Origin of the sequence: Streptomyces sp. NPDC005266 (assembly GCF_040607655.1) — a bacterium.
Lineage (GTDB): Bacteria > Actinomycetota > Actinomycetes > Streptomycetales > Streptomycetaceae > Streptomyces.
The window spans coordinates 1-22941 of record NZ_JBEXHC010000028.1 but is presented as its reverse complement, the minus strand read 5'-3'; the positions used below and the strand labels follow the sequence as shown (position 1 = coordinate 22941).

Below are 22941 nucleotides of genomic sequence, written 5' to 3'. Positions count from 1 at the left end.
AAGGTGGATGCCGTTCCGCTTAGCGTGACCATGTGGCGAGTGAGAAGCATGAGTGGTGCGGGTGGCGTACGGCCACCGAACAGGCGCTTTACGGTACGGACGGTTTCTTCCGGCGTACGGAGGGTCCGGGCGGCACGGGCGGACCGGCCGCACACTTCCGCACCTCGGTGCACGCCTCCCCGCTGTACGCCCGGGCGGTCGCGGAGCTGCTGGGCCGGGTCGACGAGGCGCTGGGCCGCCCGGCGGAGCTGGCGCTCGTGGACATGGGCGCGGGCCGCGGCGAGCTCCTGACCGGAGTGCTCGGCCTGACGCCCGGCCTGCCGCACGGACTGGACGCGCGACTGCGCCCGTATGCCGTGGAGCGGGCCCCTCGGCCGGCCGATCTGGACGGCCGGATCGCCTGGCTCGACACCCCGCCGAGCGGGGTGTCCGGGCTGCTGTTCGCCAATGAGTGGCTGGACAACGTTCCCGTGGACATCGCCGAGACCGACGCGGACGGCGTCCCGCGCCGGATCGAGGTCGACATCGCGGCGGGCGACGGCACCGAGCGGCTCGGCGCCGAGGTGACCGGCGAGGACGCCGACTGGCTGGCCCGCTGGTGGCCCCTGGCGGGCGCCGAGGCGGGGCTGCGGGCCGAGATCGGCCACCCGCGCGACACGGCGTGGGCACACGCCGTGCGCACCCTGCGGGCGGGGCTCGCGGTGGCCGTCGACTACGGCCACGACCGCGCCACCCGACCCCCCTTCGGCACGCTGACCGGCTTCCGCGACGGACGCGAGGTGCGGCCCGTACCGGACGGCTCGTGCGATCTGACGGCGCACGTGGCGATGGACGCGTGCGCCGCGGCGAGCCCCGGGGACACCGCCCCCGCCCTGCTGCTGCCCCAGCGCGACGCCCTGCACGCCCTCGGCCTCGACGCCCGCCGCCCCCCGCTCGCCCTGGCCTCCACCGACCCGGCCGGCTACGTACGGGCCCTGAGCGCGGCGGGCGAGGCGGCCGAGCTGCTGGACCCCACCGGCCTGGGCGCCTTCACCTGGCTCCTGCAGCCTGTGGGACCGGCGTGCGAGACCCTGCTGCGCCACCCGTAGACGGGGGCCGGGCGGAGCCCCGGTGGGCGCGCGTGGGGGAGCTGAGAGACTGGGGGCATGACGGAGACGACAGTCGGCATCGGCGGCGCCGCGGAGAGCACCGACATGGTGCTCAACATCGGCCCACAGCACCCCTCCACGCACGGAGTGCTCCGGTTGCGGCTCGTCCTTGACGGGGAGCGCATCGAGCACGCCGAGCCGGTGATCGGCTATATGCACCGCGGTGCCGAGAAGCTCTTCGAGGCGCGGGACTACCGCCAGATCATCATGCTGGCCAACCGCCACGACTGGCTCTCCGCCTTCTCCAACGAGCTGGGCGTCGTCCTGGCCGTCGAGCGGATGCTGGGCATGGAGGTCCCGGAGCGGGCCGTGTGGATGCGTACGCTGCTCGCCGAGCTGAACCGGGTGCTCAATCATCTGATGTTCCTCGGCTCCTACCCCCTGGAGCTCGGCGGCATCACGCCGATCTTCCACGCCTTCCGGGAGCGCGAAGATCTCCAGCACGTCATGGAGGAGATCTCCGGCGGCCGGATGCACTACATGTTCAACCGGGTCGGCGGCCTCAAGGAGGACCTGCCGGCGGGCTGGCTCGGCCGGGCGCGGCAGGCGGTGGCCGAGGTCCGGTCGCGGATGGACGTGTACGACAAACTCGTGCTCGGCAATGAGATCTTCCGGGGCCGTACCCGCGGCGTCGGCGTGCTGGCGCGCGAGACGGTGCACGCGTACGGGGTCAGCGGCCCCATCGCGCGCGCCTCGGGTGTGGACTTCGATCTGCGGCGCGACGAGCCGTATCTGGCGTACGGAGAGCTTCAGGACAGCCTTGAGGTCGCCGTCCGCGAGGAGGGCGACTGCCTGGCCCGCTTCGAATGCCTGCTGGAGCAGACGCACAACTCCCTGGAGCTCGCCGAGGCCTGTCTGGACCGGCTCGCCCAGCTGCCGCCGGGGCCGATCAACCAGCGGCTGCCGAAGGTGCTCAAGGCGCCCGAGGGCCACACCTACGCCTGGACCGAGAACCCGCTCGGCCTCAACGGCTACTACCTCGTCTCGAAGGGCGAGAAGACGCCGTACCGGCTGAAGCTCCGCTCGGCCTCGTACAACAACATCCAGGCGCTGACGGAGCTCCTGCCGGGCACGCTCGTCGCCGACATGGTGGCGATCCTGGGATCGCTCTTCTTCGTCGTCGGCGACATCGACAAGTAGACACGCGGCGGTGCCGCGCAGCGCTACGAGATCGCGCTGCGCAGCTCCGTGACCTCGATCTGCTCGGTCTCGTCGTGCGCGGTCAGGTCGATGACCTCGCCCACGGCGTCTTTCTTCGTCTCGGCGACCGTCTCGTCGCCGATCACATCGGCGAGGTCCTCCTCGACGGGCTCGGGCTCCCGCTTCTGCTGCTTCGGATGCTTCTTCTGGGTGCCGAAGTAGTCGAAGCCGCTCTCGGAACGCGAGGCGGCCCGGCGTGCCGCGGCATACGGCACCACCGCCGAGGCGGCCGTACGAGCGTGGGTGCGCGGCTCCTGGGGGCCATCACGCTCGTCGGCCGCCGGGCGCTTCCCCAGGGCGGCGGCACCGTCCTTGTCCCGGGCCTCACTCCGGTCGACCCGGTCCGCGTCCTTCTTCCGGTCTGTTTCCCGCGGGGCGGCTTCCGGCTCTCCGGGCCGCTTCCGCCGCTCCTGCTGCCGCCGCGCGCTCTCCTTGAGCCTGCGCAGCGCCTCGTCGGCCTTGGCGTACGCGGTGGCGGAGGGCACGGTGGCGGCCGGGCCGGACGGGCCGTCGGCCTGAGCGGCGTCGGCGGCGGCGTCGGCGGCCGCCACGGCCTCCGTACCGGCCTCCAGCTCCTTCGCCGGGGCCGCGGCCTCCAGCGCGAGCCGGCGACGGCCCTCCAGGGCGCTGGCGCGCTCGGTCTCGGCCGTGGCGTAGCGGCGCAGGAGTTCGGCGTGCTCATTGCGGAGCCGGGCGAGTTCGGCCCGCTTGGCGCGCAGCCGGGTGTTGAGCGCGGTGCGGAGCTCGGCCGCCTTCTCGGCGTCCGCCTCGAGCTCCGCGATCCGCTCCTCGTACGTCAGCTCCTGGCGTGCGGTCTCGCTCGCGGCCTCCGCGACCCGGCGGCCCGCCGCCCGGTCCCAACGGCGCATCAGGACGGAGCCGGCGACCGCGGCGGCGGCCGCGGTCGCGGCAAGCCCGCGGAGCATGACCGTATCGCCGACCAGCCAGGCACCGGCGGCGCAGGTTATTGACGCGGCTGCGACCGACGCAGGAGGAAGGAGCCTGTGCAGGGGTGGGGATTGGCGGTGGCGTCCACGTGGCATGGCCCGAAACTTACCGTGCAAAGGGGTCGCTTGTGTGCCCGCCAGGCCACATCTGTTGTCAATCCGTTGACAAATGTCGGCCGTGATCCCGGGCTATGCCCTCCCGCCTGCGGCGTCGGTCCTACTTCACCAGCCCCTTGTCCTTGAGGTAGTCGGCGGCCACATCGGCGGGCTTGAGTCGCTCCGCGTCAACTTTCTTGTTGAGTTCGGTGAGATCGGCCGTCGTCAACACGGCGTTGAGCTTGTTCAGCGTGTCGGCGATCTTCTGCGAGCCGGCGGACTTCGCATTCACCACGGGAAGCACGTTGTCGGCATTCTGCAGCTTCTTGTCGTCGGCGAGCAGCACCAGCCCGAACTGATCGAGCGTCGCGTCCGTGGTCGTGGTCAGGACCATCTCGTCCTTGCCGTCCTTGACCGCCTGCTTGGCCTGGACGCTGCCGATGTCCAGCGGGTCGATACCGGCGACGTCGATGCCGTACCGCTTCTCCAGACCCGGCTTGCAGAAGGGCCGCTTGGGGCATTCGTCACCCGCCGCGAGCGTGACCTTCTGCTGCGACTTTCCGAGGTCGGTGAGCGTCTTGAGATCATGCTTGGCGGCGAACTTCCGGCTCACCGCGAAGGCGTTCTGGTCCACGGCCTTGCCGGGCTCCAGCACCTTCAGCCCGCGCGGTCCGGCGAGCTTCTTCAGCGCCCGCACCGTGTCATCGACGTCGGAGGAGGCCACCGGGGCGGCATTCGGCCCGTTCTTCTTCTGGTTCAGGAATTCGGCGAGCGTCGCCGCGTACTCCGGTACGACATCCATCTGACCCTTCTCCAGGGCCGGTTCATACAGCTCGCGGGTGTCCACCGTCTTGATGGAGGTGGAATAGCCCGCGTCCTTCAGGAGCCCCGCGTAGAGCTCCGCGAGGATCTTCGACTCGGCGAAGGAGGCGGATCCGATCACCAGCGCGCCCTTGCCGGGTTTGCCGGAGCTGTCGCCGCCGCCGGACTTCTCGAGGCTGTCGCCGCCGCAGGCGGTCAGACCGATCGTCAGCGCGGCGACACCCGCCGCGGCTCCCGCCACCCGATAGACCGTGCTCATGAGTTCCCCATCCATAGTTGTCCCGCGGGTGTCGTCCGCGGTGATCCCCGTTGTCCGTGTGATCAACGTCGTCCGCGCGATCAGCGTCGTCCGCGCGATCCGCGGCCGCTATGTCGTCGGCGCCGGTGACTTCGGCGCCTTGTCGACGGGCGGGCGGCGGGCCGCGGGCGACCGCCGCCCCGTCCTGCGCCGCATCGGGGCGAACACCAGCCCGAGCACCACGAAGACGCCCTCCACCAGCAGCGCCAGCGCCGCGACCAGCACCGCTCCGGCCACCACCTGCGGGGTGTCGGTGGTCCGGAAGCCCGCCGTGATGATCCGGCCGAGACCGCCGCCGCCGGGCAGCGCCGCGAGCGTCGCGGTGGCCACGACCTGCACCGCGGCGGTTCGTACGCCCGTCATGAGCAGCGGGAAGGCGAGCGGCAGCTCCACCCTGCGGATCAACTGGCCGCCCGTCATCCCCATCCCGCGGGCCGCCTCGACGACCTCCCGGTCCGCCTCGCTGACGCCCACGTACGCGTTGGTGAGCACCGGCGGGATGGCGAACAGCACCAGCGCTATGATCGTCGGCCACTGGCCGTGCGTCCCCAGCGGGCTGAGCAGCAACAGCACCAGCACGGCGAACGTGGGCACCGCGCGCCCCGCGTTGGAGATGTTGATCGCGACGGCGCCGCCCTTGCCGAGATGGCCGAGCAGCACGGCGATCGGCAGCGCCACCGCGCAGGAGATCGCCAGGCAGACGAACGTGAGAAACAGATGCTGGCCGAGCCGGTGCCACACCCCGTCGGTGCCCGACCAGTGCGATCCGGTGGCCAGCCAGGTCCACGCCTTGCCGAGGACGTCCATCAAACGGTCTTCCTCCTCGTGCGCGCCCATGGCGTCAGCAGCCGCTGCACGCCGAGCAGCAGCACATCGGCGACCACTGCCAGCGCCACGCACAGCACCGAGGCGGTGAGCACCTCGGCTTTGAAGAAGCTGCGCATGCCCTCGTAGATGAGGTTGCCGAGACCGCCGTAGCCGATGATCGCGCCGACCGTGGTGAGCGAGACCGTGGAGACGGTGGTGATCCTCAGGCCCGCCATCAGGGCGGGCAGCGCGAGGGGCAACTCGACGCCGAAGAGCAGCCGCAGCGGCCCGTATCCCATGCCGCGCGCCGCCTCCCGCGCCTCCTCGGGCACCGAGGCGAGCCCGGCCATGATGTTGCGCACCAGGATCGTCAGCGAATACAGCACCAGTCCGGTGATCACGACGGCGACCGACACCCCGAAGACGGGCAGCAGCAGCGAGAACATCGCCAGCGACGGCACCGTGTAGAGAATCGTGGTCAGCCCCAGAACCGGACCGGCCACCGCCCGCCATCGGCGGGCCAGCAGCGCCAGCGGAAAGGCGACCACCAGACCGATCGCGACCGAAGCGAGGGTGATCCCCACATGCTGAAGCGTTGCGTCTGTCAGCTCCTGGCCGCGTGTGCGCACATACTCGCCACATATCCAGTCGTTGCTGATCAGACAGTTCCCGTCCGCCACACGCTCACCTCCCCCGTCGGGCCGCAGCCATCTGGTCTTCTCAATTCCTGGCGACCCTAACCCCGGACGATGACAATCTCGTCCGATCGCCACACAACAGCAACAATGTCTGCCACGAATGCGGCAACAATGGGGAGCCATGATCCGTTTCGAGCATGTCACCAAGCGCTACGCCGATGGCACGACGGCCGTCGGCGATCTGTCCTTCGAGGTCGCGGAGGGCGAGCTGGTCACGCTCGTCGGACCCTCGGGCTGTGGCAAGACGACGACCATGAAAATGGTGAACCGGCTCATCGAGCCGACGTCCGGCCGGATTCTGATGGAGGGCGAGGACATCGCCCGGGTGGACCCGGTCAAGCTGCGCCGCCGTATCGGCTATGTCATTCAGCAGGTCGGTCTCTTCCCGCACAAGACGGTGCTGGAGAACACCGCCACCGTGCCGCATCTGCTGGGCTGGCAGCGGAAGAAGGGGCGCGAGCGCGCCGCCGAGCTGCTCGACCTCGTCGGGCTCGACCCGTCCCTCTACGGCGACCGCTACCCCGATCAGCTCTCCGGCGGCCAGCGCCAGCGGGTCGGGGTGGCCCGCGCGTTGGCGGCGGATCCCCCCGTACTGCTGATGGACGAGCCGTTCGGCGCCGTCGACCCGGTCGTACGCGAACATCTGCAGTCCGAATTCCTGCGGCTTCAGTCGCAAGTGCAAAAAACAGTCCTCTTCGTGACGCATGACATCGAGGAAGCGGTCCGGCTCGGTGACCGCATCGCGGTCTACGGCTCCGGGCGGATCGAACAGTTCGACACCCCCGCCTCGGTGCTCGGCGCGCCCGCCACGCCGTATGTCGCCGACTTCGTCGGCGCGGACCGGGGGCTGAAGCGTCTGTCCGTCACCCCGATCGAGCCCGGCGACCTCGAACAGCCCCCGGTGGTCCACCTCGACGACCCGCTCACCAAGGCTGCCGCCCGGCTTGCGGCGAAGGGGGCCCGCTGGGCCGTCGTCCTGGACGACGCGGAGCGGCTGCACGGCTGGATCCCGGCGGACGCCGCCGACGACTCCACCGGGCACGTACGGGACCACGCACGGCGGATGGAGGCGTGGCTGCCGGTCGGGGCGCCGCTCAAGCAGGCGTTCAGCACGATGCTGCAGCACGACGCGGGCTGGATCGCGGTCCTGGACGGCGACCGCTTCCTCGGCGTCCTCACCCCGGCCCGCCTCCATGAGGCGCTGCGGAAGTCCATCGACGCGGACGCGGGCGGCATCCCGCGCGGAGCCGTCGAACTCCAGACGGTCGCCGACGTGTAGCCGCGGCGGTGACGTGCGGCCACGGCGGTACGGCCCGGGCGGGTCAGCGGTCGCTCAGCCGGCTGCCCAGCCACTCCAGCGACGCCGGGACCTCCCGCTTCCAGGTGTTGAAGTTGTGGCCGCCGGTGCGCAGGATCATCGACGAGATCCGGATCGGCTCCCCGCTCCGGTTCAGCCGCTTGACCTTGTTCACGAACCGCACCGTGTCCTTGTAGTTCTTCTCGCCGTGCTCGCTGCTGGAGACCAGCAGCGACACCGGCGGGGCCGGCTTGTGGTCCAGGCGCCACATCAGGTCGTTCTCGCGCTCCAGCCGCTCGCTGCCGCCGAAGAGATCGCCCGTGGTCGAGTCGATGGGGGCCTTGTACGAGGGCGAGAGGCCGACGGCCGCCGAGAAGGCGCCGGGGTGGCGCATCGCCATCTTCAAGGCACAGTAGCCACCGGTGGAATTGCCGATGACGCCCCAGTTACGGGCCTGCTTCCCCACCCGGTAGTGCTCGGACACGGCCTTCGGCAGGTCCTTGGTGAAGAAGGTCTCGGTCCGCGGCCCGCCGGGGACGTCCATGCACTCGGTGTCGCGCGGCGGCGCGAGCGTCGGCCGCGTCATCACGAGGATCGTCGGCTGCATTCGCCCCTCTTTAACCAGTTTGTGGGCGTTCTGAGGGTATTTCAAACCATTGATCAGGGCCTCGGTGGTGCCCGGGTAGCCGGTCAGCACCAACGCGGCCGGGAAGGCCCGCTTCGCGTACTCCGGCTGGAAGTACTCCGGCGGCAGATAGACGTAGGCGGGGCCGGTGATCCGCGAGACCGGCCCCTGGATGTTCACCTTGTCGATCCGCCCGGCGACCCTGGGCGCGGAGCCGCCGTCCATGGTGATATGGCGGGTGTCGGTGACCCGCACCCGGGTTCCGGGGGTGTCGTGGTCCACCACCACGCCCGGCTCGTTCTCGGTCCCGAACAGGTCGGACCACGAGCCGTAGAAGCCGAATGACTGATTGGCGAACAATCCGAAAGCCGCGAACACCGAGAGCTGGGTTGCCAGTAGCATGCCGACCCGGGCGAGCACGGCGGTCACCCCGCGCCCGGCCAGCCGCGGCCACAGCCATATCGTGGCCGCGAACAGCAGCACCGCCGCGACGACAGCCACGATCACGATGTTGTTGCTCGTGAGACCCATCACTATCTTTCTGCCGGGCGGCCGGCTCCTCCGCGCCGCTGGGGGCACCTCCCAGCGGTAGCTGGGGGCGGAACCCCGCCACCTCGAACCGCATCTGTATAGATGCGAATCGTGCAGATGCTGCGTCAGAGAACCAAAGATCCTCTTGACCGAAGCGACGGGAATGCAAATGTCTGACAGTCAAGATGCCGAGACGTCCGGAGGGGTTCCCAACCGGATACGGCGCCCGCTGCGCGGGCCGAAACCGGAGGCGGTGCCCACGGCGGTCGGCACCGCCTGCACGCTGATCGGGCTGCTGGACATCGTCTTCCCCCGGCTGCGCTACAGCAGAGTGCACGCGCTCGCGGAGGTGCTGCCGGGCGCGGTGAGCTCCCTGGCCGCCGCCGCGTCGATCGTCGTGGGTTTGCTTCTGCTCATGCTCGCCCACGGTCTGAAGCGCCGAAAGCGGCGGGCCTGGGTGGCGGCGGTGGGACTGCTGCCCGTCGGCGCGGCGGCACAGCTGCTCTATCGTCACTCGGTCGCCGGGATGGTCCTCTCGCTCGTCCTGATGGGCGTGCTGCTGCGCTACCGCGACGAGTTCGCGGCGCTGCCGGACCCGCGCAGCCGCTGGATGGCGCTGGCCAACTTCGTGGCCATGGGCGGAATCAGTGTGGGTCTCGGACTGCTCATCGTACGTTCGCATCCGGACACCATCGAAGGAAAGCCGTCGCTCAGTGAGCAGCTGGAGCATGTGCTGTGGGGGCTCTTCGGCTTCGAGGGGCCGGTCGGCTACCGCGAGGGCGCGGACTACACCGTCGGCTACTCGCTCGGCGCGCTCGGCCTGCTGACCGTCGCGACCACCGCCTACCTCGCCTTCCGCCCCGAGCACCCCGCCGCCCGGCTCACCCCCGAGGACGAGGAGCGGCTGCGCGCCCTGCTCGCCGCCCACGGGCGCCGCGACTCGCTCGGCCACTTCGCCCTCCGCCGCGACAAGGGCGTCGTCTTCTCCCCCAGCGGCAAGGCCGCCGTCTGCTACCGCGTCGTCTCCGGGGTGATGCTCGCCAGCGGTGACCCGGTCGGCGATGTGGAGGCTTGGCCGGGGGCCATCGCGTGCTTCATGGACGAGGCACGGGCGCACTCCTGGACCCCCGCGGTGATGGGGTGCAGCGAGACCGGCGGCGAGGTGTGGACCCGGGAGACCGGCCTGGACGCCCTCGAGCTGGGCGACGAGGCGATCGTCGACGTCGCGGACTTCACCCTCTCCGGGCGCGCCATGCGCAATGTGCGCCAGATGGTCAAGCGCATCGAACGGGCCGGCTACGAGACCCGGGTGCGGCGCGCCGCCGATCTGAGCCCGGAGGAGCTGCAGACCATCCGGCGCGCCGCCGACGGCTGGCGGGGCACCGACACCGAACGCGGCTTCTCCATGGCGCTCGGCCGGATCGGCGACCCGGCGGACGGGGAGTCGGTCATCGCCACCGCCCACAAGGCCGCCGAGGACGGCGCCGAGGAGGGCCCGTACGGGGACCTCAAGGCCGTACTGCACTTCGTGCCGTGGGGCGAGGACGGCATGTCGCTGGATCTCATGCGGCGCGACCGCGGTGCCGATCCGGGCATGAACGAGCTGCTGATCGTCGCCTCCCTGCAGGCCGCCCCGGCGCTCGGTGTGGAGCGGGTGTCGCTGAACTTCGCGATGTTCCGCTCGGCGCTGGCGCGCGGCGAGAAGCTGGGCGCGGGCCCGGTGCTGCGCGGCTGGCGGGCGCTGCTGGTCTTCCTCTCCCGCTGGTTCCAGATCGAGTCGCTGTACAAGTTCAACGCGAAGTTCCAGCCGCGCTGGGAGCCGCGGTTCGTGGTGTTCCGCAACACCCGCGATCTACCCCGCATCGGCCTTGCGGCGATGCAGGCCGAGGGATTCGTCTCGCTGGCGCTCCCCCGGCTGCTGCGCCGCGGGCGGCGCCCCGAGCGCAAGCCCTGCGCGCATCAGCACCTCGCCCGGCGCCGCGAGCTGGAACAGGCCGCCTGAGGTCCCGGCGGGCCGCGTCAGGTCCCGCCACGCCGCGTGAACGCACCGGGTCAGGACATACGCCTAGGCTGGGGGCATGAGGACGTTGCGTGGGCGGGGCCGGGTGGACGGACTGCCGGAATGGGACCGGTGCGCGGTCATGGGCGTGGTGAACGTCACGCCCGACTCCTTCTCCGACGGCGGCCAGTGGTTCGACACCGAGCTGGCCGTCAAGCACGGGCTCGACCTGATCGCGGCCGGGGCCGACATCGTGGACGTCGGAGGCGAGTCGACCCGGCCGGGGGCCGCGCGCGTCGACGAGGACGAGGAGCTGCGCCGGGTGATCCCGGTCGTACGGGAGCTGGCCGCGTCAGGGGCGCAGGTCAGCGTGGACACGATGCGGGCCTCGGTCGCCGAGCGGGCCGTGGAGGCCGGCGCCCGGCTGGTCAACGATGTGAGCGGCGGCTGCGCCGACCCGGCGATGGTGCCGGTGGTGGCCGCGGCCGGGGTGCCGTTCGTGGTGATGCACTGGCGTGGTCAGTCGATCGACATGAACAACCGGGCGGTCTACGAGGACGTCGTCGGCGAGGTCGTCGCCGAGCTGCGCACCGGCGTGGAGCGGGCGGTCGTCGGCGGTATCGACCCGGAGCGGATCGTGATCGACCCGGGGCTCGGCTTCGCCAAGAACGCCGGACACGATCTGACGCTGCTCGCCCATCTGTCCGCGCTGCGGGAGCTGGGCCGGCCGCTGCTGGTGGCGGCCTCCCGCAAGCGGTTCCTGGGCCGGGTGCTGGCCGGGGACGGCGGCTCCCCGCCGCCCGCCCGGAAGCGGGACGCCGCGACGGCGGCGGTCACCGCACTCGCGGCGCGCGAGGGCGCCTGGGCGGTGCGGGTGCACGAGGTAGGGGCGAGCGCGGACGCGGTGCGGGTGGCGCGGGCCATCGAAGTTGCCGAGAACCCGGTGGGAGCGTTGTGACTTCCCTGACGGACAGCGAGCGGGTGGCGGCGGTGAACACCGCGCTGTACGAGGCCATGGAGCAGGGCGACCACAGCGCGCTGGAGCGCCTGTGGCTGGACTCACGCGATACCGAGGTGTCCTGTGTGCACCCCGGCTGGCCGGTACTGCGGGGCCGGGGCGAGGTGCTCCGCTCATACGCGCTGATCATGGCCAATACGGACTACATCCAGTTCTTCCTGACGGACGTCGAGGTGTCGGTGATGGCCGACACCGCCCTGGTGACCTGCACCGAGAACATCCTCAGCGGCGCCCCGGCGGAGGAGGAGGGCCAGCTGGGCCCGCTGGTGGGGCAGCTGGTGGTGGCCACGAACGTGTTCCGCCGCACGGAGGACGGCTGGAAGGTCTGGTCTCACCACGGCTCCCCGGTGCTCGCCGAGAGTGACGACGACGGGCCGGACGGACCCACGGGGCCGGATGACGACGACGGCCTGATGCCGGGCTGACACAGCCCGTTCGAGGCCCGCGAGGTAGGGGTAGGGGACTGTGGCACGGGACCGTGGCACGAGCGCGCCGCGACCCCCGTGGGCGAGTGCCGCCGAGGCTCGCAGGTAGATTCGAGGGAGGTACCCCCGCAGCAGGCAGGGGGCGGGTGGCGCGTTCCGGGCACGTCGGAGCGTGTCCGCGTACCGACGACCAGCAGGAGTGATTCGGGTGGATCGTGTCGCGCTGCGCGGCCTGAAGGCTCGCGGGCACCACGGGGTGTTGCCCCATGAGCGCGAGGAGGGCCAGGACTTCGTCGTGGACCTCGTGCTCGGCCTGGACACTCGGCCCGCCGCGGCCGCCGACGACCTCGCCCGTACCGTCCACTACGGAGTGGTGGCGGAGGAGGTCGTGGACGTGGTGCGGGGGGAGCCGGTCGATCTGATCGAGACGCTCGCCGAGCGGATCGCGGACCGGTGCCTCCAGCACGACGTGGTGCGGGAGGTCGAGGTGGTGGTGCACAAGCCGCGGGCCCCGATCACCGTGCCCTTCGACGACGTGACCATCACCATCACCCGGAGCCGAGTATGAGCAGCAGCGACCCGACCGTGCAGCCCGTCCCCACCTCCGTGGTGGAGCGGGTCGACGCCGCCGATGTGACCTTGAGCAACCCCAAACGGGCGGTGATCTCGCTCGGCAGCAACCTGGGCAACCGGCTGGAGACCCTCCAGGGCGCGATCGACGCGCTGGGGGACACCCCGGGGCTGCGGGTCAAGGCCGTATCGCCGGTGTACGAGACGGAGCCGTGGGGCGTGGAGCCCGGCACCCAGCCGTCGTACTTCAACGCGGTGGTGCTGATCAAGACGACGTTGCCGCCCTCCTCGCTGCTGGAGCGCGGCCACGCCATCGAAGAGGCGTTCGAGCGAGTGCGGGACGAGCGCTACGGCCCCCGCACCCTCGACGTGGACATCGTGGCCTATCAGGACGTGGTCTCCGACGACCCGGAGCTGACCCTGCCGCATCCGCGCGCCCATGAGCGCGCGTTCGTCCTCGTGCCGTGGTCCGATGTGGACCCGCAGGCCGAGTTCCCGGGGCGGGGGGCGATCTCGGCGCTGCTGGCCGAGGTCGGCCGGGACGGCGTGAAGGTGCGGATGGACCTGGAACTGCGACTGCCCGAATAGACGTTGATCCCGGTAGGTTCCGGGACGTTGGCACGTATGAATTGAGGGGCGACCGCTCGGTGAGGCAACTTCGGATCGGGGTGCTGGTCGGGCTGTTCGCCGTGGCCGGTGTGGTGTCGTGGGCGGGGGCCCGGCTGTGGGACACGCTGGGGTCGCTGCCGGGGGTTCCGGTGGCGGCGCCCATCGTGCTGGCCCTGATCGCGGTCGTGCTGACCGCGACCGCCATCTCACTGCGGTCGCGGCTGCGCGCCCAGCGGGAGCGGGAGCCGGACGCGAAGGGCGTGGACCCCATGGTCGCCGCCCGCGCGGTGGTCTTCGGCCAGGCGAGCGCGCTGGTCGCGGCACTGGTCGCGGGGATGTACGGCGGAGTCGGCGTCTTTCTCGCCATCGAGCAGCTGGATGTGCCGGTCCGCCGGGATCAGGCGATCTACGCGGCGGCGTCCGTCCTGGCGGGCGCGGGCGTGATCGCGGCCGCGTTCTTCCTGGAGCGCGTCTGCAAGCTCCCGGAGGACGACGACAAGAACGGCAACGGCCCCAGCGCGGCGGCTCGCGCCTGACCCGGGCCCCCTGGTGTCTGTCCGGGCTGTCCGGGCCTAAGCGGTTACGGCGAAGTCAAGTGCTGATCCTTCTCGGCGTCCAAGCCCTCGGCCAGGCCGAACGGCGAGGGATCAGCGGCGAACTTCACCGCATCCGCTTAGCCTTGATCCACCGGCCGATGCGTTGTGGATGACGTCTCGGGAAACGAAGAAGTGCCTTGCGACCTGCGATGATGGGAGTTCTTCAGGCTTCCAGCACGCACAATCGGCAAGGCACTTCCAAGATGCAAGTTTCCCATACCTCGGCGGCGGTCTCCGCTGCGTTCGATGAACCGAATCTGATCGCGCATGCCGGGCTGGTCCCGGTGATGCGGCTGGCCGAGCGGTGCGGGCTCGCCCGCCTGACGGCGGCGAAAGTGAAGCTGAGCGGGGCGAAGAACGGCGCGGGTGCGGCAGCGGACGCCAAGGTCGCCAGCATCGTGGGCGGCATGGCCGCGGGGGCGGACAGCATCGACGACCTCGAGGTGCTGCGCCACGGCGGAATGCCGACCGTGTTCCGAGGGGTCCGTGCTTAGCGGGCCCAGCGGGCCCAGCGGGCCCAGCGGGCCCAGCGGGCCCAGCGGGCCTAGCGGGCCATGATGAGGCTCATCGCCTCGGCCCGGGTGGCGGGAGCCCGCAGCTGGCCGCGCACGGCCGAGGTGAGAGTCTTGGCCCCGGGCTTACGGACGCCCCGCATCGTCATGCACATGTGCTCGCACTCGACCACCACGATCACCCCGCGCGGCTCCAGTATCCGCATCAGCGAATCGGCGATCTGGGTGGTCAGCCGCTCCTGGACCTGGGGGCGGCGGGCGAAGACGTCCACCAGCCGGGCCAGCTTGGACAGCCCGGTGATCTTGCCGTCATGGGACGGGATGTACCCGACGTGGGCGACACCCACGAAGGGGACCAGGTGGTGCTCGCAGGAGGACATCACCTCGATGTCCTTGACCAGCACCATCTCGTCATGGCCCAGGTCGAACGTGGTGGTCAGGACGTCTTCCGGCTGCTGCCACAGCCCCGAGAAGATCTCCCTGTACGCCCGGGCCACCCGCCCCGGCGTCTCCCGCAGCCCCTCGCGGTCCGGGTCCTCGCCGACGGCGATCAGCAGCTCGCGGATCGCGTTCTCGGCGCGCTTCTCGTCGAACACGCCTATGGTGCCCTCGCCGTCCAGCGTCACCGGGTCGGTCATGGAGCTGCCTCGTTCCTCATGTACACAGACAAACAATGCGGAATGCCGCGCCCCCAGGCTAAAACCTGAGAGACGCGGCATTCATTCCAGGATTTACCTGGGGCTTACCCGCCCCGGCTGTCCCGTCAGCTCTCGGATCCGGTACCCGAACCCTCCGGGCGCTCCGCGCCGTCCTCCGGGGCGGTGCTCTTCGTGAGCGAAGCCGCCGAGGTGGGCTGGGCGCCGTTGGCCGGGGCCAGCTCCTTGGGGGAGAGCACCGGCGGACGGGTGGAAGGGGTACGCCGCGAGGAGCCGGTCCACGCCGGGCGGGCCGGGCGCTTGACGACCGGGGCGAAGATCTCGGCGATCTCCTGCTTGTTCAGCGTCTCCTTCTCCAGCAGCGCCAGCACGAGGTTGTCGAGGACGTCGCGGTTCTCGACGAGGATCTCCCACGCCTCGTTGTGCGCGGCCTCGATGAGCTTCTTGACCTCCTCGTCCACCAGCGCGGCGACCTCTTCCGAGTAGTCCCGCTGGTGAGCCATCTCACGCCCCAGGAACGGCTCGGAGTTGTCGGAGCCGAACTTGATCGCGCCGAGCCGCTCGGTCATGCCGTACTGCGTGACCATCGCGCGGGCCGTGGTGGTCGCCTTCTCGATGTCGTTGGACGCGCCCGTGGTCGGGTCGTGGAAGACGAGCTCCTCGGCCGCCCGGCCGCCCATCATGTAGGCGAGCTGGTCGAGCATCTCGTTGCGCGTGGTCGAGTACTTGTCCTCCTCCGGCAGGACCATGGTGTAACCCAGGGCCCGGCCGCGGGAGAGGATCGTGACCTTGTGCACCGGGTCGCTGTTCGGAGAAGCCGCAGCGACCAGGGCGTGACCGCCCTCGTGGTACGCGGTGATCTTCTTCTCCTTGTCGCTCATGATCCGGGTCCGCTTCTGCGGGCCGGCCACGACTCGGTCGATCGCCTCGTCCAGGAAGTGGTTGTCGATCAGCTTCTTGTCGCTGCGGGCCGTCAGCAGGGCGGCCTCGTTCAGCACGTTCGACAGATCGGCACCGGTGAAGCCGGGAGTACGGCGGGCGACGGCCGACAGGTCGACGTCCGGCGCGACCGGCTTGCCCTTCTGGTGGACCTTGAGGATCTCCAGACGGCCCTGCATGTCCGGGCGGTCGACGGCGATCTGCCGGTCGAAGCGGCCCGGGCGCAGCAGCGCCGGGTCGAGGATGTCGGGCCGGTTGGTGGCGGCGATCAGGATGACGCCGCCCTTCACATCGAAGCCGTCCATCTCGACGAGCAGCTGGTTCAGCGTCTGCTCGCGCTCGTCATGGCCGCCGCCCATGCCCGCGCCGCGGTGCCGGCCGACAGCGTCGATCTCGTCGACGAAGACGATGGCCGGGGCGTTGGTCTTGGCCTGCTCGAACAGGTCGCGGACCCGGGAGGCACCCACACCCACGAACATCTCGACGAAGTCGGAGCCGGAGATCGAGTAGAAGGGGACACCCGCCTCGCCCGCGACGGCGCGTGCGAGCAGGGTCTTACCCGTACCGGGCGGGCCGTAGAGCAGCACACCCTTGGGGATCTTGGCGCCCACGGCCTGGAACTTCGCCGGCTCCTGCAGGAACTCCTTGATCTCCTGGAGCTCCTCGACCGCCTCGTCCGCCCCCGCCACATCGGTGAAGGTCGTCTTCGGCGTGTCCTTGGTGATCAGCTTGGCCTTCGACTTCCCGAAGTTCATCACCCGGGAGCCGCCGCCCTGCATCTGATTCATCAGGAACAGGAAGACCACGACGATCAGCACGAACGGGAGCAGCGAGAGCAGAATCCCGACGAACGGGTTCTGCTTCGACGTCGAGACGTTGTACCCGTCGGGGATCCCGTTGTCCTTCTGGGCATTCGCCTGCAGAGTCCGGGCAAGGTCGACGCCCTGGTCACCGATGTAGGTGGCCTGGAGCTTCTTGCTGCCCGAGATCTTGGCGACATTGTCCTTGAGCTCGACCTTGATCTTGTGCTCGTCGCCGGTCGTCAGTTCGGCGGACTGGACCTGGTTCCTGTTGATCGCCTTGACGACCTGGCTGGTGTCCACCGACTTGTAGCCGCCGGACGAGCCGACGACCTGCATCAACACGACCACGGCGAGGACGGCCAGCACGATCCACATGACCGGCCCACGGAAGTAGCGCTTCACGTCCATCCATACGGGGCGAAGCCGCCCCGTCCCTCCTGCCACAGTGAGGCACGGCAGCCCTGGAGGGGCGCCTGTGCGTGCGGTGTATTGCGGTGTATTTGCGGTGTATGAGCTGTGTAATGCTCAGTCTCGAAAAAGACTGACCTTCGGACGGTACCCCAGCATTGTCACCCGACGCCGCCGTGGACTGTTAACAAAACCGCCTTCCCCTGCTCCAACGGCGGAAAACCCTGTCGGGTTCCCGCCGGGGGTCCCAGGGGGGTGCGGTATGCCTCAGCCGCCGTAGACGTGCGGTGCGAGGGTGCCGACGAAAGGCAGGTTGCGGTACTTCTCCGCGTAGTCCAGGCCGTACCCGACGACGAACTCGTTCGGGATGTCGAAACCGACCCACTTCACGTCGATGGCGACCTTGGCCGCCTCCGGCTTGCGCAGCAGCGTGCACACGTTCAGTGAGGCGGGCTCGCGCGAGCCCAGGTTCGACAGCAGCCAGGACAGCGTCAGACCGGAGTCGATGATGTCCTCGACGATGAGGACGTGCCTGCCCTTGATGTCGGTGTCCAGATCCTTCAGGATACGCACCACACCCGAGGACTGGGTGCCCGCGCCGTACGACGACACGGCCATCCAGTCCATGGTGACGGGGGTGGACAGGGCACGCGCCAGGTCCGCCATGACCATCACCGCGCCCTTGAGAACGCCGATGATCAGCAGATCCTTGCCCGCGTACTCCGCGTCGATCTCGGCGGCCAGCCCGGCCAGCTTCGCCTTGATCTCTTCCTCGGTGATGAGGACCGACTTGAGGTCGGTTCCCATGTCCTTGTCGTCCACCCGCGCTACTCTCGTTCGACAATCCGGCTCATCGGCCCGGGCGGATCAGCCCTGCCGAATGACCAGTCTGCCACCCTCGCGGCGGACCTCGACGCGGCCGGGGAGGTTGATGGCCCGCTGACCCCGCCAGCCGGTGATCAGCCGGTCCACCTCTTCGATGTGGCGGGCGAAGAGCGAGCCGGCGGGGGCACCCGCGGCAATCGCCGCGCGGCGCAGCACCCGGCGGCGGACGGCGGTGGGCAGCCCGTGCAGTCCCACGGTGTCGAGCTGGACGGCCTCGGTGCCGCAGACCGCCCGTGCGGTGGTCATCACATCGGCCGCGGCGCGGGCGGCCCAGGCGTCGAGGGCGTCCGCGTCGTCACGGGAGAGCTGGGCGGTGCGGGCGAGCGCCTCGACGACGCCCTTGCCGAGCGCCTTCTCCAGGACCGGCAGCGCCTCATGGCGGACGCGGGAGCGGGTGTAGGACGGGTCCGCGTTGTGCGGGTCCTCCCAGACGGGCAGCGACTGGGCCAGACACGCCTTGCGGACGGTGTGCCGGTCGAGCTGCAGGAAGGGGCGGCGGTAGCGGCCGCCCTCCCCGGAGACCCCGGCCATGCCGGACAGCGAGCGGGTACCGGAGCCGCGGGCGAGCCCCAGCAGAACCGTCTCGGCCTGGTCGTCGCGGGTATGGCCGAGCAGCACGGCGGTGGCGCCATGGCGCTCGGCCGCGGCGTCGAGGGCGGCGTAGCGGGCGTCCCGGGCGGCGGCCTCGGGACCGCCGTCGCGGCCGACGGACACGGCGAGGGACTCCACGGGCTCCAGCCCCAGGTCGCGCATGCGGTCGGCGACCTCGGCGGCGCGCGCCTCGGATCCCTGCTGCAGACCGTGGTCGACGGTGACACCGCCGGCGCGCAGGCCCAGCCGGGGGGCTTCGAAGGCGAGCGCGGAGGCGAGCGCCATGGAGTCGGCGCCGCCCGAGCAGGCGGCGAGCACGAGCGGCTCGTCACCCCGGAGCCTGCCGCGCCGCGGGACGGAGCCTCGGGGGGCGGAGGCCGGGCGGGAGGGGGGCGAGGCCGATTGGGCGACGAGGACGTCGTGCAGAACACGGCGGACCGCCAGGCGTATCGCGGCGACCGCTGGATGGGGACCCATGTCCGTTTCCCATCTGTCATGCGAGGGGGGATACCTCGGGGGGCGAACGAGATGTCGTCACGCTGAGTATGTCGATGGTGACAGAAGCGAGCTGTTCCCCGAGCATCGCACGCCTACCCGTCGCCAACGGTCCCTCGGACGAGTGATTAAAAGGGGCGTTCGTCCGCCGTGAGTGTGCCGGTCCTACGACTCCGCCTTACGGTGCACCCGCGCGACCCACTCCGCGGGTTTGCTGATCTCCGACTTGGTCGGGAGCGTGTTCGGCGAGGTCCAGACCCGGTTGAAGCCGTCCATGCCGACCTGGCTCACCACGGCCCGTACGAACCGCTCACCGTCACGGTACTGCCGCAGCTTGGCGTCGAGCCCCAGCAGCTTGCGCAGCGCCTGGTCAAGCCGGCCGGCGCCGCTCGCCCGCCGCTTCTGGAACTTCTCGCGGATCTCCGCGACGGACGGCACCACCTCGGGCCCGACCCCGTCCATCACATAGTCCGCGTGCCCCTCCAGCAGCGACATCACGGCGGTCAGCCGGGCCAGGATCTCCCGCTGGGCCGGGGTCTGGACGAGCTCGATGATGCTGGGCGCGCCGCGCTCCTCCCCCTCCTCGCCCTCCGGGCGGTTGCCGCTCAGCGACTGGAACGCCTCGCGGACCCGCTCCAGCAGGGTGGCCGGATCCACATCGGTCTCGCCCAGGAACTCCTGGATCTCCGACTCGATGTGGTCGCGCAGCCACGGCACGGCCGTGAACTGGGTGCGGTGCGTCTCCTCGTGCAGCGACACCCACAGCCGGAAGTCGTGCGGGGCCACATCGAGCTCGCGCTCCACATGGACGATGTTCGGAGCCACCAGCAGCAGCCGGCCGCCGCCCGGGGAGCCGGCGGGCAGCTCACGGGTCGCGGGCGCGAACGTCTCGTACTGGCCGAGCACCCGGGAGGCGAGGAACGACAGCAGCATCCCCAGCTCGACACCGGTCACCTTGCCGCCGACCGCGCCGAGCACCGCCCCGCCGGCCAGCCCGCCGCGCCGGTCCTGCATCTTGCCCAGCAGCGGCTTGAGGATCTCGCGGAACCCCGCGACATTCGCCTTGATCCAGCCCGCGCGGTCCACGACGAGGACGGGGGTGTCGGACTCCGGGCCGCCCGAGACGGCCATCCGGGTGAACGAGCGGACGTGCTCCTCGGACGACTTGGCGTGCCGGCGCAACTCCGCGACGACGGCCCGGGCCTCGTCGCGGCTGACGTCGGGCCCCGGGCGCACCAGCCGTGTCGCGGTCGCGACCGCGAGATTCCAGTCGACCATCTCCATGCCACCGATGCTCGTCATGGCTTCACGGTACGTGGCCCGCGCGTCATCCGGGAGCGGACGAGGGCACCGCACACCCGGGCGCCTGGTGCCCCGTCACCGGCAGCCGCAGTTGGCGAGGGCCGACGCCATCTTGTCCAGGGCGCGTTGGGCGCCGAGGGCGTCGGAGGTGCCGTTGGTCATGAAGGCGAACACCAGCAGCCGGCCGTCCGCGTCCACGACCGTGCCCGCGAGGCTGTTGACCCCGGTGAGGGTGCCGGTCTTCGCGCGGACCACGCCCCGGCCGACCCCGTCCTGCGCGTAGCGGGTGCGCAGGGTGCCGCTGAAACCGGCCACCGGCAGCCCGGTGAGGACCGGCCGCAGCTCGGGGTGGCCGCGGTCGGCGGCCCGCACCAGCACCTGGGCGAGCAGCGCGGCGGATACGTGGTCGTCGCGGTTCAGCCCGCTGCCGTCCGCGATCCGCGCGCCCTCCAGCGGCAGCCGGAGCGCGCGCAGCCGGGCGGTCACGGCCCGCGCCGCGCCGTCGAAGCTCGCGGGCTCGCCGACGGCGATGGCGGTCTGCCGGGCCAGGGCCTCGGCGATGTCGTTGTCGCTGGTGGTCAGCATCCGCTCGACGAGCGCGGACAGCGGCTGGGAGCGGACGGCGGCCAGCGCCCGGGGGCGCTTCCCCGCCTCCCGCGACCGCGGTTCGCCCGCCACGTCCACGCCGCGGTCGCGCAGCATCGAGGCGAACGTACGGGCGGCGTCGGCCGCCGGGTCCTGGGCGCGCGGCGCCGGGCCGTGGTCGCTGTCGTCCAGCCGGCCCTCGTCGGCCATCAGGGGGGTGACGGGCGAGATGTTCTCGTTGGGGCCGATCGGGTGCAGCTTCGGTCCCGAGTAGAGCGAGGTGTCGAAGCCGAGCCGGACCTCGTCGCTGCCGCGCTTCTTGAGCGCACGGGCGGTGTCGTCGGCCAGTTGGCTCAGCGCGGCCGGGTGGCCGGAGCCCTTGACGGCGCGGGCGGTGAGGGTCGGGTCGCCGCCGCCGACCAGCACGATGTCCCTCTGGTCCGGACCCTGCACCACCGTCGTCCTGATCCGGTGGTCCGGGCCGAGGGCGGAGAGCGCGGCGGCGCCGGTCGCCAGCTTCACGGTCGACGCGGGGATCGCGGTCGTGCCCGCCTTGGCCCCGAACACCTGCTGACCGGTCGTCACGTCCATCACCGACGCCGAGCGCTCGCTGCCCAGCACCGGGTCGTTCAGCAGGGGTTCCAGGGTGTCCGCGAGCCCCGGGCCGGTGGGCGGCGGCACCGCGTCCTCACCGCTGTCCGGCGACGGCCGGGCGGCCGCCGCGCCGAGGGCGGCCAGCACGGGCGCCGCGCTGGGCGGGGACTTGGGCGGGCCGCCGTGACGCTCGCCACCTGTCGCCGGTCTCCCGGCCGCGCGGGCGCGTTCGGCCGTACGCTGGCCCGAGTCCCACGGCCCGGCCACGAGCACCGCACCGGCCGCGACCGCGAGACCGACCGCCGCGGAGACCGCCACCAACTGCCAGGTCTGCCGCTGCGCCCGTGTGGCCTGCCGCCACTGGCTCCGCACTCGGCTCCGTCCGCGGCTCAGCCACTCCCTGACCTGCCACGATCTGGCTTCAGGCACGACAGACCAGCCCCTTTCGCCACCACACACCTGCGTGGGGGACACTTAATCACCAGACGTATGTGTTGATCATGGAGGAGCCACCCGTGGAGTTCGACGTCACCATCGAGATCCCGAAGGGTTCGCGGAACAAGTACGAGGTGGACCACGAGACGGGCCGTATCCGTCTCGACCGTCGACTCTTCACTTCGACCAGTTATCCCGCGGACTACGGCTTCGTCGAGAACACCCTCGGCGAGGACGGCGACCCGCTGGACGCCCTGGTCATTCTCGACGAGCCGACGTTCCCCGGCTGCCTGATCAAGTGCCGTGCCATCGGCATGTTCAGGATGACGGACGAGGCGGGCGGCGACGACAAGCTGCTCTGTGTCCCGGCCTCCGACCCCCGGGTGGAGCACCTGCGTGACATTCACCACGTTTCCGAGTTCGACCGCCTGGAGATCCAGCACTTCTTCGAGGTCTACAAGGACCTGGAGCCGGGCAAGTCGGTCGAGGGGGCCGACTGGGTGGGCCGCGCCGAGGCCGAGGCCGAGGTGGAGGCCTCCATCAAGCGCCTTGAGGCGTCCGGCGGCCACCACTGAGTTCTGCGACGCGCCTGCGGGCGGGGCACCCAGGGGTGCCCCGCCCGCCGCGTTTCGCCCCGCCCCCGCCGGGCACCGGCCGCCCGCCGCGTTTTCGCCCCGCCCCCGCCGGGCGCCGGCCGCCCGGCGCCCGCCCGTGACCGCCGCCGCGCGCCGACCCCCTATGCGCCGCCCCCGGCGCCCCGGCCGGCCGCACCCCTGGCGCTGACGGGGCACGAGCAGGGAAGCGGGCAGCCAACCGCCACATGGCCCGCGACGTGGGCGTCGCCCCAGGGGCGACCGCGGACGGTACGCAACGAGCCCCCTCGGCCGCGCGCCCCTGACGTTCAGGGGACACCGCCGGGCAAACGGACCAGGCGGGTCCAGGGCCGGGGCATGGACCAAGGGGTTCCGCCGCTCGATACTTTGAGAACGTATTGGCTTGACCATGGGGAGAGTTGATGCGGATCATTCCGAGCGAGATCTCGAGCAACAC

Annotated in this window: 22 protein-coding genes; 11 read left to right on the top strand and 11 right to left on the bottom strand. The window is 70.9% G+C overall.

Features of this window, described 5'->3' with window-relative positions; translation table 11 throughout:
* Positions 1 to 32 precede the first annotated feature (32 nt).
* On the top strand, positions 33 to 1088 hold the full coding sequence (locus tag ABZU99_RS32235) for an SAM-dependent methyltransferase (protein ID WP_356050309.1): 1056 nt from the start codon (positions 33 to 35) through the stop codon (positions 1086 to 1088).
* A 57-nt stretch (positions 1089 to 1145) separates the two neighbouring features.
* On the top strand, positions 1146 to 2288 hold the full coding sequence (locus ABZU99_RS32230; protein WP_355945483.1) for an NADH-quinone oxidoreductase subunit D: 1143 nt from the start codon (positions 1146 to 1148) through the stop codon (positions 2286 to 2288).
* Between the two features lie 23 nt (positions 2289 to 2311).
* On the opposite strand, the gene ABZU99_RS32225 is transcribed toward ABZU99_RS32230, so the two are convergent.
* The 4 genes from ABZU99_RS32225 to ABZU99_RS32210 form a co-directional block, all read right to left on the bottom strand.
* Complete coding sequence (locus tag ABZU99_RS32225; RefSeq protein WP_356050310.1) at positions 2312 to 3391, bottom strand: hypothetical protein; 1080 nt, start codon at positions 3389 to 3391, stop codon at positions 2312 to 2314.
* A gap of 121 nt (positions 3392 to 3512) precedes the next feature.
* Positions 3513 to 4472, bottom strand: a complete 960-nt coding sequence (locus tag ABZU99_RS32220; protein ID WP_356050311.1) for an ABC transporter substrate-binding protein — start codon at positions 4470 to 4472, stop codon at positions 3513 to 3515.
* A 108-nt stretch (positions 4473 to 4580) separates the two neighbouring features.
* Positions 4581 to 5318, bottom strand: a complete 738-nt coding sequence (locus tag ABZU99_RS32215; protein WP_355945703.1) for an ABC transporter permease — start codon at positions 5316 to 5318, stop codon at positions 4581 to 4583.
* Positions 5318 to 5998 carry an ABC transporter permease gene (locus ABZU99_RS32210; RefSeq protein WP_356050312.1) on the bottom strand — a complete coding sequence of 227 codons (681 nt, stop codon included), beginning with the start codon at positions 5996 to 5998 and terminating at the stop codon, positions 5318 to 5320. The genes ABZU99_RS32215 and ABZU99_RS32210 overlap by 1 nt, the downstream gene beginning before the upstream one ends.
* 139 nt (positions 5999 to 6137) lie before the next feature.
* Here ABZU99_RS32210 and ABZU99_RS32205 point away from each other — a divergent pair, with 139 nt between their 5' ends.
* Entirely contained in the window at positions 6138 to 7295 is a 1158-nt protein-coding gene (locus tag ABZU99_RS32205; protein ID WP_355945473.1) for a betaine/proline/choline family ABC transporter ATP-binding protein, read from the top strand.
* 43 nt (positions 7296 to 7338) lie between these two features.
* Here the strand turns inward: ABZU99_RS32205 and ABZU99_RS32200 are convergent, their stop codons facing one another.
* Positions 7339 to 8469 (bottom strand): alpha/beta hydrolase-fold protein, encoded by a 1131-nt coding sequence (locus ABZU99_RS32200; RefSeq protein ID WP_356050313.1) that lies wholly within the window; start codon positions 8467 to 8469, stop codon positions 7339 to 7341.
* A gap of 169 nt (positions 8470 to 8638) precedes the next feature.
* Between ABZU99_RS32200 and ABZU99_RS32195 the strand changes: the two genes are divergently transcribed.
* From ABZU99_RS32195 to ABZU99_RS32165, 7 genes are all read left to right on the top strand, one after another.
* Complete coding sequence (locus ABZU99_RS32195) at positions 8639 to 10471, top strand: phosphatidylglycerol lysyltransferase domain-containing protein (protein WP_356050314.1); 1833 nt, start codon at positions 8639 to 8641, stop codon at positions 10469 to 10471.
* Positions 10472 to 10574: 103 nt separating this feature from the next.
* The gene (gene folP / locus ABZU99_RS32190; protein WP_356050318.1) at positions 10575 to 11426 is read left to right on the top strand and encodes a dihydropteroate synthase; all 852 of its coding nucleotides are present in this window, start codon (positions 10575 to 10577) and stop codon (positions 11424 to 11426) included.
* Positions 11423 to 11911, top strand: coding sequence for a nuclear transport factor 2 family protein (locus ABZU99_RS32185; protein ID WP_356050315.1), 489 nt, complete (start codon positions 11423 to 11425; stop codon positions 11909 to 11911). The genes folP and ABZU99_RS32185 overlap by 4 nt, the downstream gene beginning before the upstream one ends.
* A 208-nt stretch (positions 11912 to 12119) precedes the next feature.
* Positions 12120 to 12479 carry a dihydroneopterin aldolase gene (folB, locus tag ABZU99_RS32180; protein ID WP_355945461.1) on the top strand — a complete coding sequence of 120 codons (360 nt, stop codon included), beginning with the start codon at positions 12120 to 12122 and terminating at the stop codon, positions 12477 to 12479.
* A complete protein-coding gene (gene folK / locus ABZU99_RS32175) occupies positions 12476 to 13069 on the top strand; it encodes a 2-amino-4-hydroxy-6-hydroxymethyldihydropteridine diphosphokinase (RefSeq protein WP_355945458.1) in 594 nt (197 codons plus the stop codon). The genes folB and folK overlap by 4 nt, the downstream gene beginning before the upstream one ends.
* A 59-nt stretch (positions 13070 to 13128) precedes the next feature.
* Entirely contained in the window at positions 13129 to 13626 is a 498-nt protein-coding gene (locus tag ABZU99_RS32170) for a DUF3180 domain-containing protein (protein ID WP_355945456.1), read from the top strand.
* A 263-nt stretch (positions 13627 to 13889) separates the two neighbouring features.
* Positions 13890 to 14180: a hypothetical protein gene (locus ABZU99_RS32165; protein WP_356050316.1), complete on the top strand. Its 291-nt coding sequence runs from the start codon at positions 13890 to 13892 to the stop codon at positions 14178 to 14180.
* Positions 14181 to 14230: 50 nt separating this feature from the next.
* Here the strand turns inward: ABZU99_RS32165 and folE are convergent, their stop codons facing one another.
* From folE to dacB, 6 genes are all read right to left on the bottom strand, one after another.
* Complete coding sequence (gene folE, locus ABZU99_RS32160) at positions 14231 to 14836, bottom strand: GTP cyclohydrolase I FolE (RefSeq protein WP_355945450.1); 606 nt, start codon at positions 14834 to 14836, stop codon at positions 14231 to 14233.
* Between the two features lie 125 nt (positions 14837 to 14961).
* A complete protein-coding gene (gene ftsH, locus ABZU99_RS32155) occupies positions 14962 to 17004 on the bottom strand; it encodes an ATP-dependent zinc metalloprotease FtsH (protein ID WP_355945447.1) in 2043 nt (680 codons plus the stop codon).
* Between the two features lie 267 nt (positions 17005 to 17271).
* Positions 17272 to 17811 carry a hypoxanthine phosphoribosyltransferase gene (gene hpt / locus ABZU99_RS32150; RefSeq protein WP_355945697.1) on the bottom strand — a complete coding sequence of 180 codons (540 nt, stop codon included), beginning with the start codon at positions 17809 to 17811 and terminating at the stop codon, positions 17272 to 17274.
* A gap of 60 nt (positions 17812 to 17871) precedes the next feature.
* The gene (gene tilS / locus ABZU99_RS32145) at positions 17872 to 18957 is read right to left on the bottom strand and encodes a tRNA lysidine(34) synthetase TilS (RefSeq protein WP_355945444.1); all 1086 of its coding nucleotides are present in this window, start codon (positions 18955 to 18957) and stop codon (positions 17872 to 17874) included.
* Positions 18958 to 19140: 183 nt separating this feature from the next.
* A complete protein-coding gene (locus ABZU99_RS32140; RefSeq protein WP_355945441.1) occupies positions 19141 to 20277 on the bottom strand; it encodes a zinc-dependent metalloprotease in 1137 nt (378 codons plus the stop codon).
* Between the two features lie 75 nt (positions 20278 to 20352).
* Positions 20353 to 21828: a D-alanyl-D-alanine carboxypeptidase/D-alanyl-D-alanine-endopeptidase gene (gene dacB, locus ABZU99_RS32135; RefSeq protein ID WP_356050317.1), complete on the bottom strand. Its 1476-nt coding sequence runs from the start codon at positions 21826 to 21828 to the stop codon at positions 20353 to 20355.
* 143 nt (positions 21829 to 21971) lie between these two features.
* Here dacB and ABZU99_RS32130 point away from each other — a divergent pair, with 143 nt between their 5' ends.
* Positions 21972 to 22466 carry an inorganic diphosphatase gene (locus tag ABZU99_RS32130; protein ID WP_355842129.1) on the top strand — a complete coding sequence of 165 codons (495 nt, stop codon included), beginning with the start codon at positions 21972 to 21974 and terminating at the stop codon, positions 22464 to 22466.
* Positions 22467 to 22941 lie beyond the last annotated feature (475 nt).

Bases quoted from the DNA above. Each gene is read 5' to 3' on its own strand.
- folK (WP_355945458.1), top strand. From the start codon at position 12,476: ATGAGCAGCAGCGACCCGACCGTGCAGCCCGTCCCCACCTCCGTGGTG.
- ABZU99_RS32225 (WP_356050310.1), bottom strand. From the start codon at position 3,391: ATGCCACGTGGACGCCACCGCCAATCCCCACCCCTGCACAGGCTCCTT.
- ABZU99_RS32220 (WP_356050311.1), bottom strand. From the start codon at position 4,472: ATGAGCACGGTCTATCGGGTGGCGGGAGCCGCGGCGGGTGTCGCCGCG.
- ftsH (WP_355945447.1), bottom strand. From the start codon at position 17,004: ATGGACGTGAAGCGCTACTTCCGTGGGCCGGTCATGTGGATCGTGCTG.
- tilS (WP_355945444.1), bottom strand. From the start codon at position 18,957: ATGGGTCCCCATCCAGCGGTCGCCGCGATACGCCTGGCGGTCCGCCGT.
- ABZU99_RS32195 (WP_356050314.1), top strand. From the start codon at position 8,639: ATGTCTGACAGTCAAGATGCCGAGACGTCCGGAGGGGTTCCCAACCGG.
- ABZU99_RS32205 (WP_355945473.1), top strand. From the start codon at position 6,138: ATGATCCGTTTCGAGCATGTCACCAAGCGCTACGCCGATGGCACGACG.
- folE (WP_355945450.1), bottom strand. From the start codon at position 14,836: ATGACCGACCCGGTGACGCTGGACGGCGAGGGCACCATAGGCGTGTTC.
- hpt (WP_355945697.1), bottom strand. From the start codon at position 17,811: ATGGGAACCGACCTCAAGTCGGTCCTCATCACCGAGGAAGAGATCAAG.
- ABZU99_RS32230 (WP_355945483.1), top strand. From the start codon at position 1,146: ATGACGGAGACGACAGTCGGCATCGGCGGCGCCGCGGAGAGCACCGAC.
- ABZU99_RS32165 (WP_356050316.1), top strand. From the start codon at position 13,890: ATGCAAGTTTCCCATACCTCGGCGGCGGTCTCCGCTGCGTTCGATGAA.
- ABZU99_RS32140 (WP_355945441.1), bottom strand. From the start codon at position 20,277: ATGACGAGCATCGGTGGCATGGAGATGGTCGACTGGAATCTCGCGGTC.
- ABZU99_RS32215 (WP_355945703.1), bottom strand. From the start codon at position 5,318: ATGGACGTCCTCGGCAAGGCGTGGACCTGGCTGGCCACCGGATCGCAC.
- ABZU99_RS32200 (WP_356050313.1), bottom strand. From the start codon at position 8,469: ATGGGTCTCACGAGCAACAACATCGTGATCGTGGCTGTCGTCGCGGCG.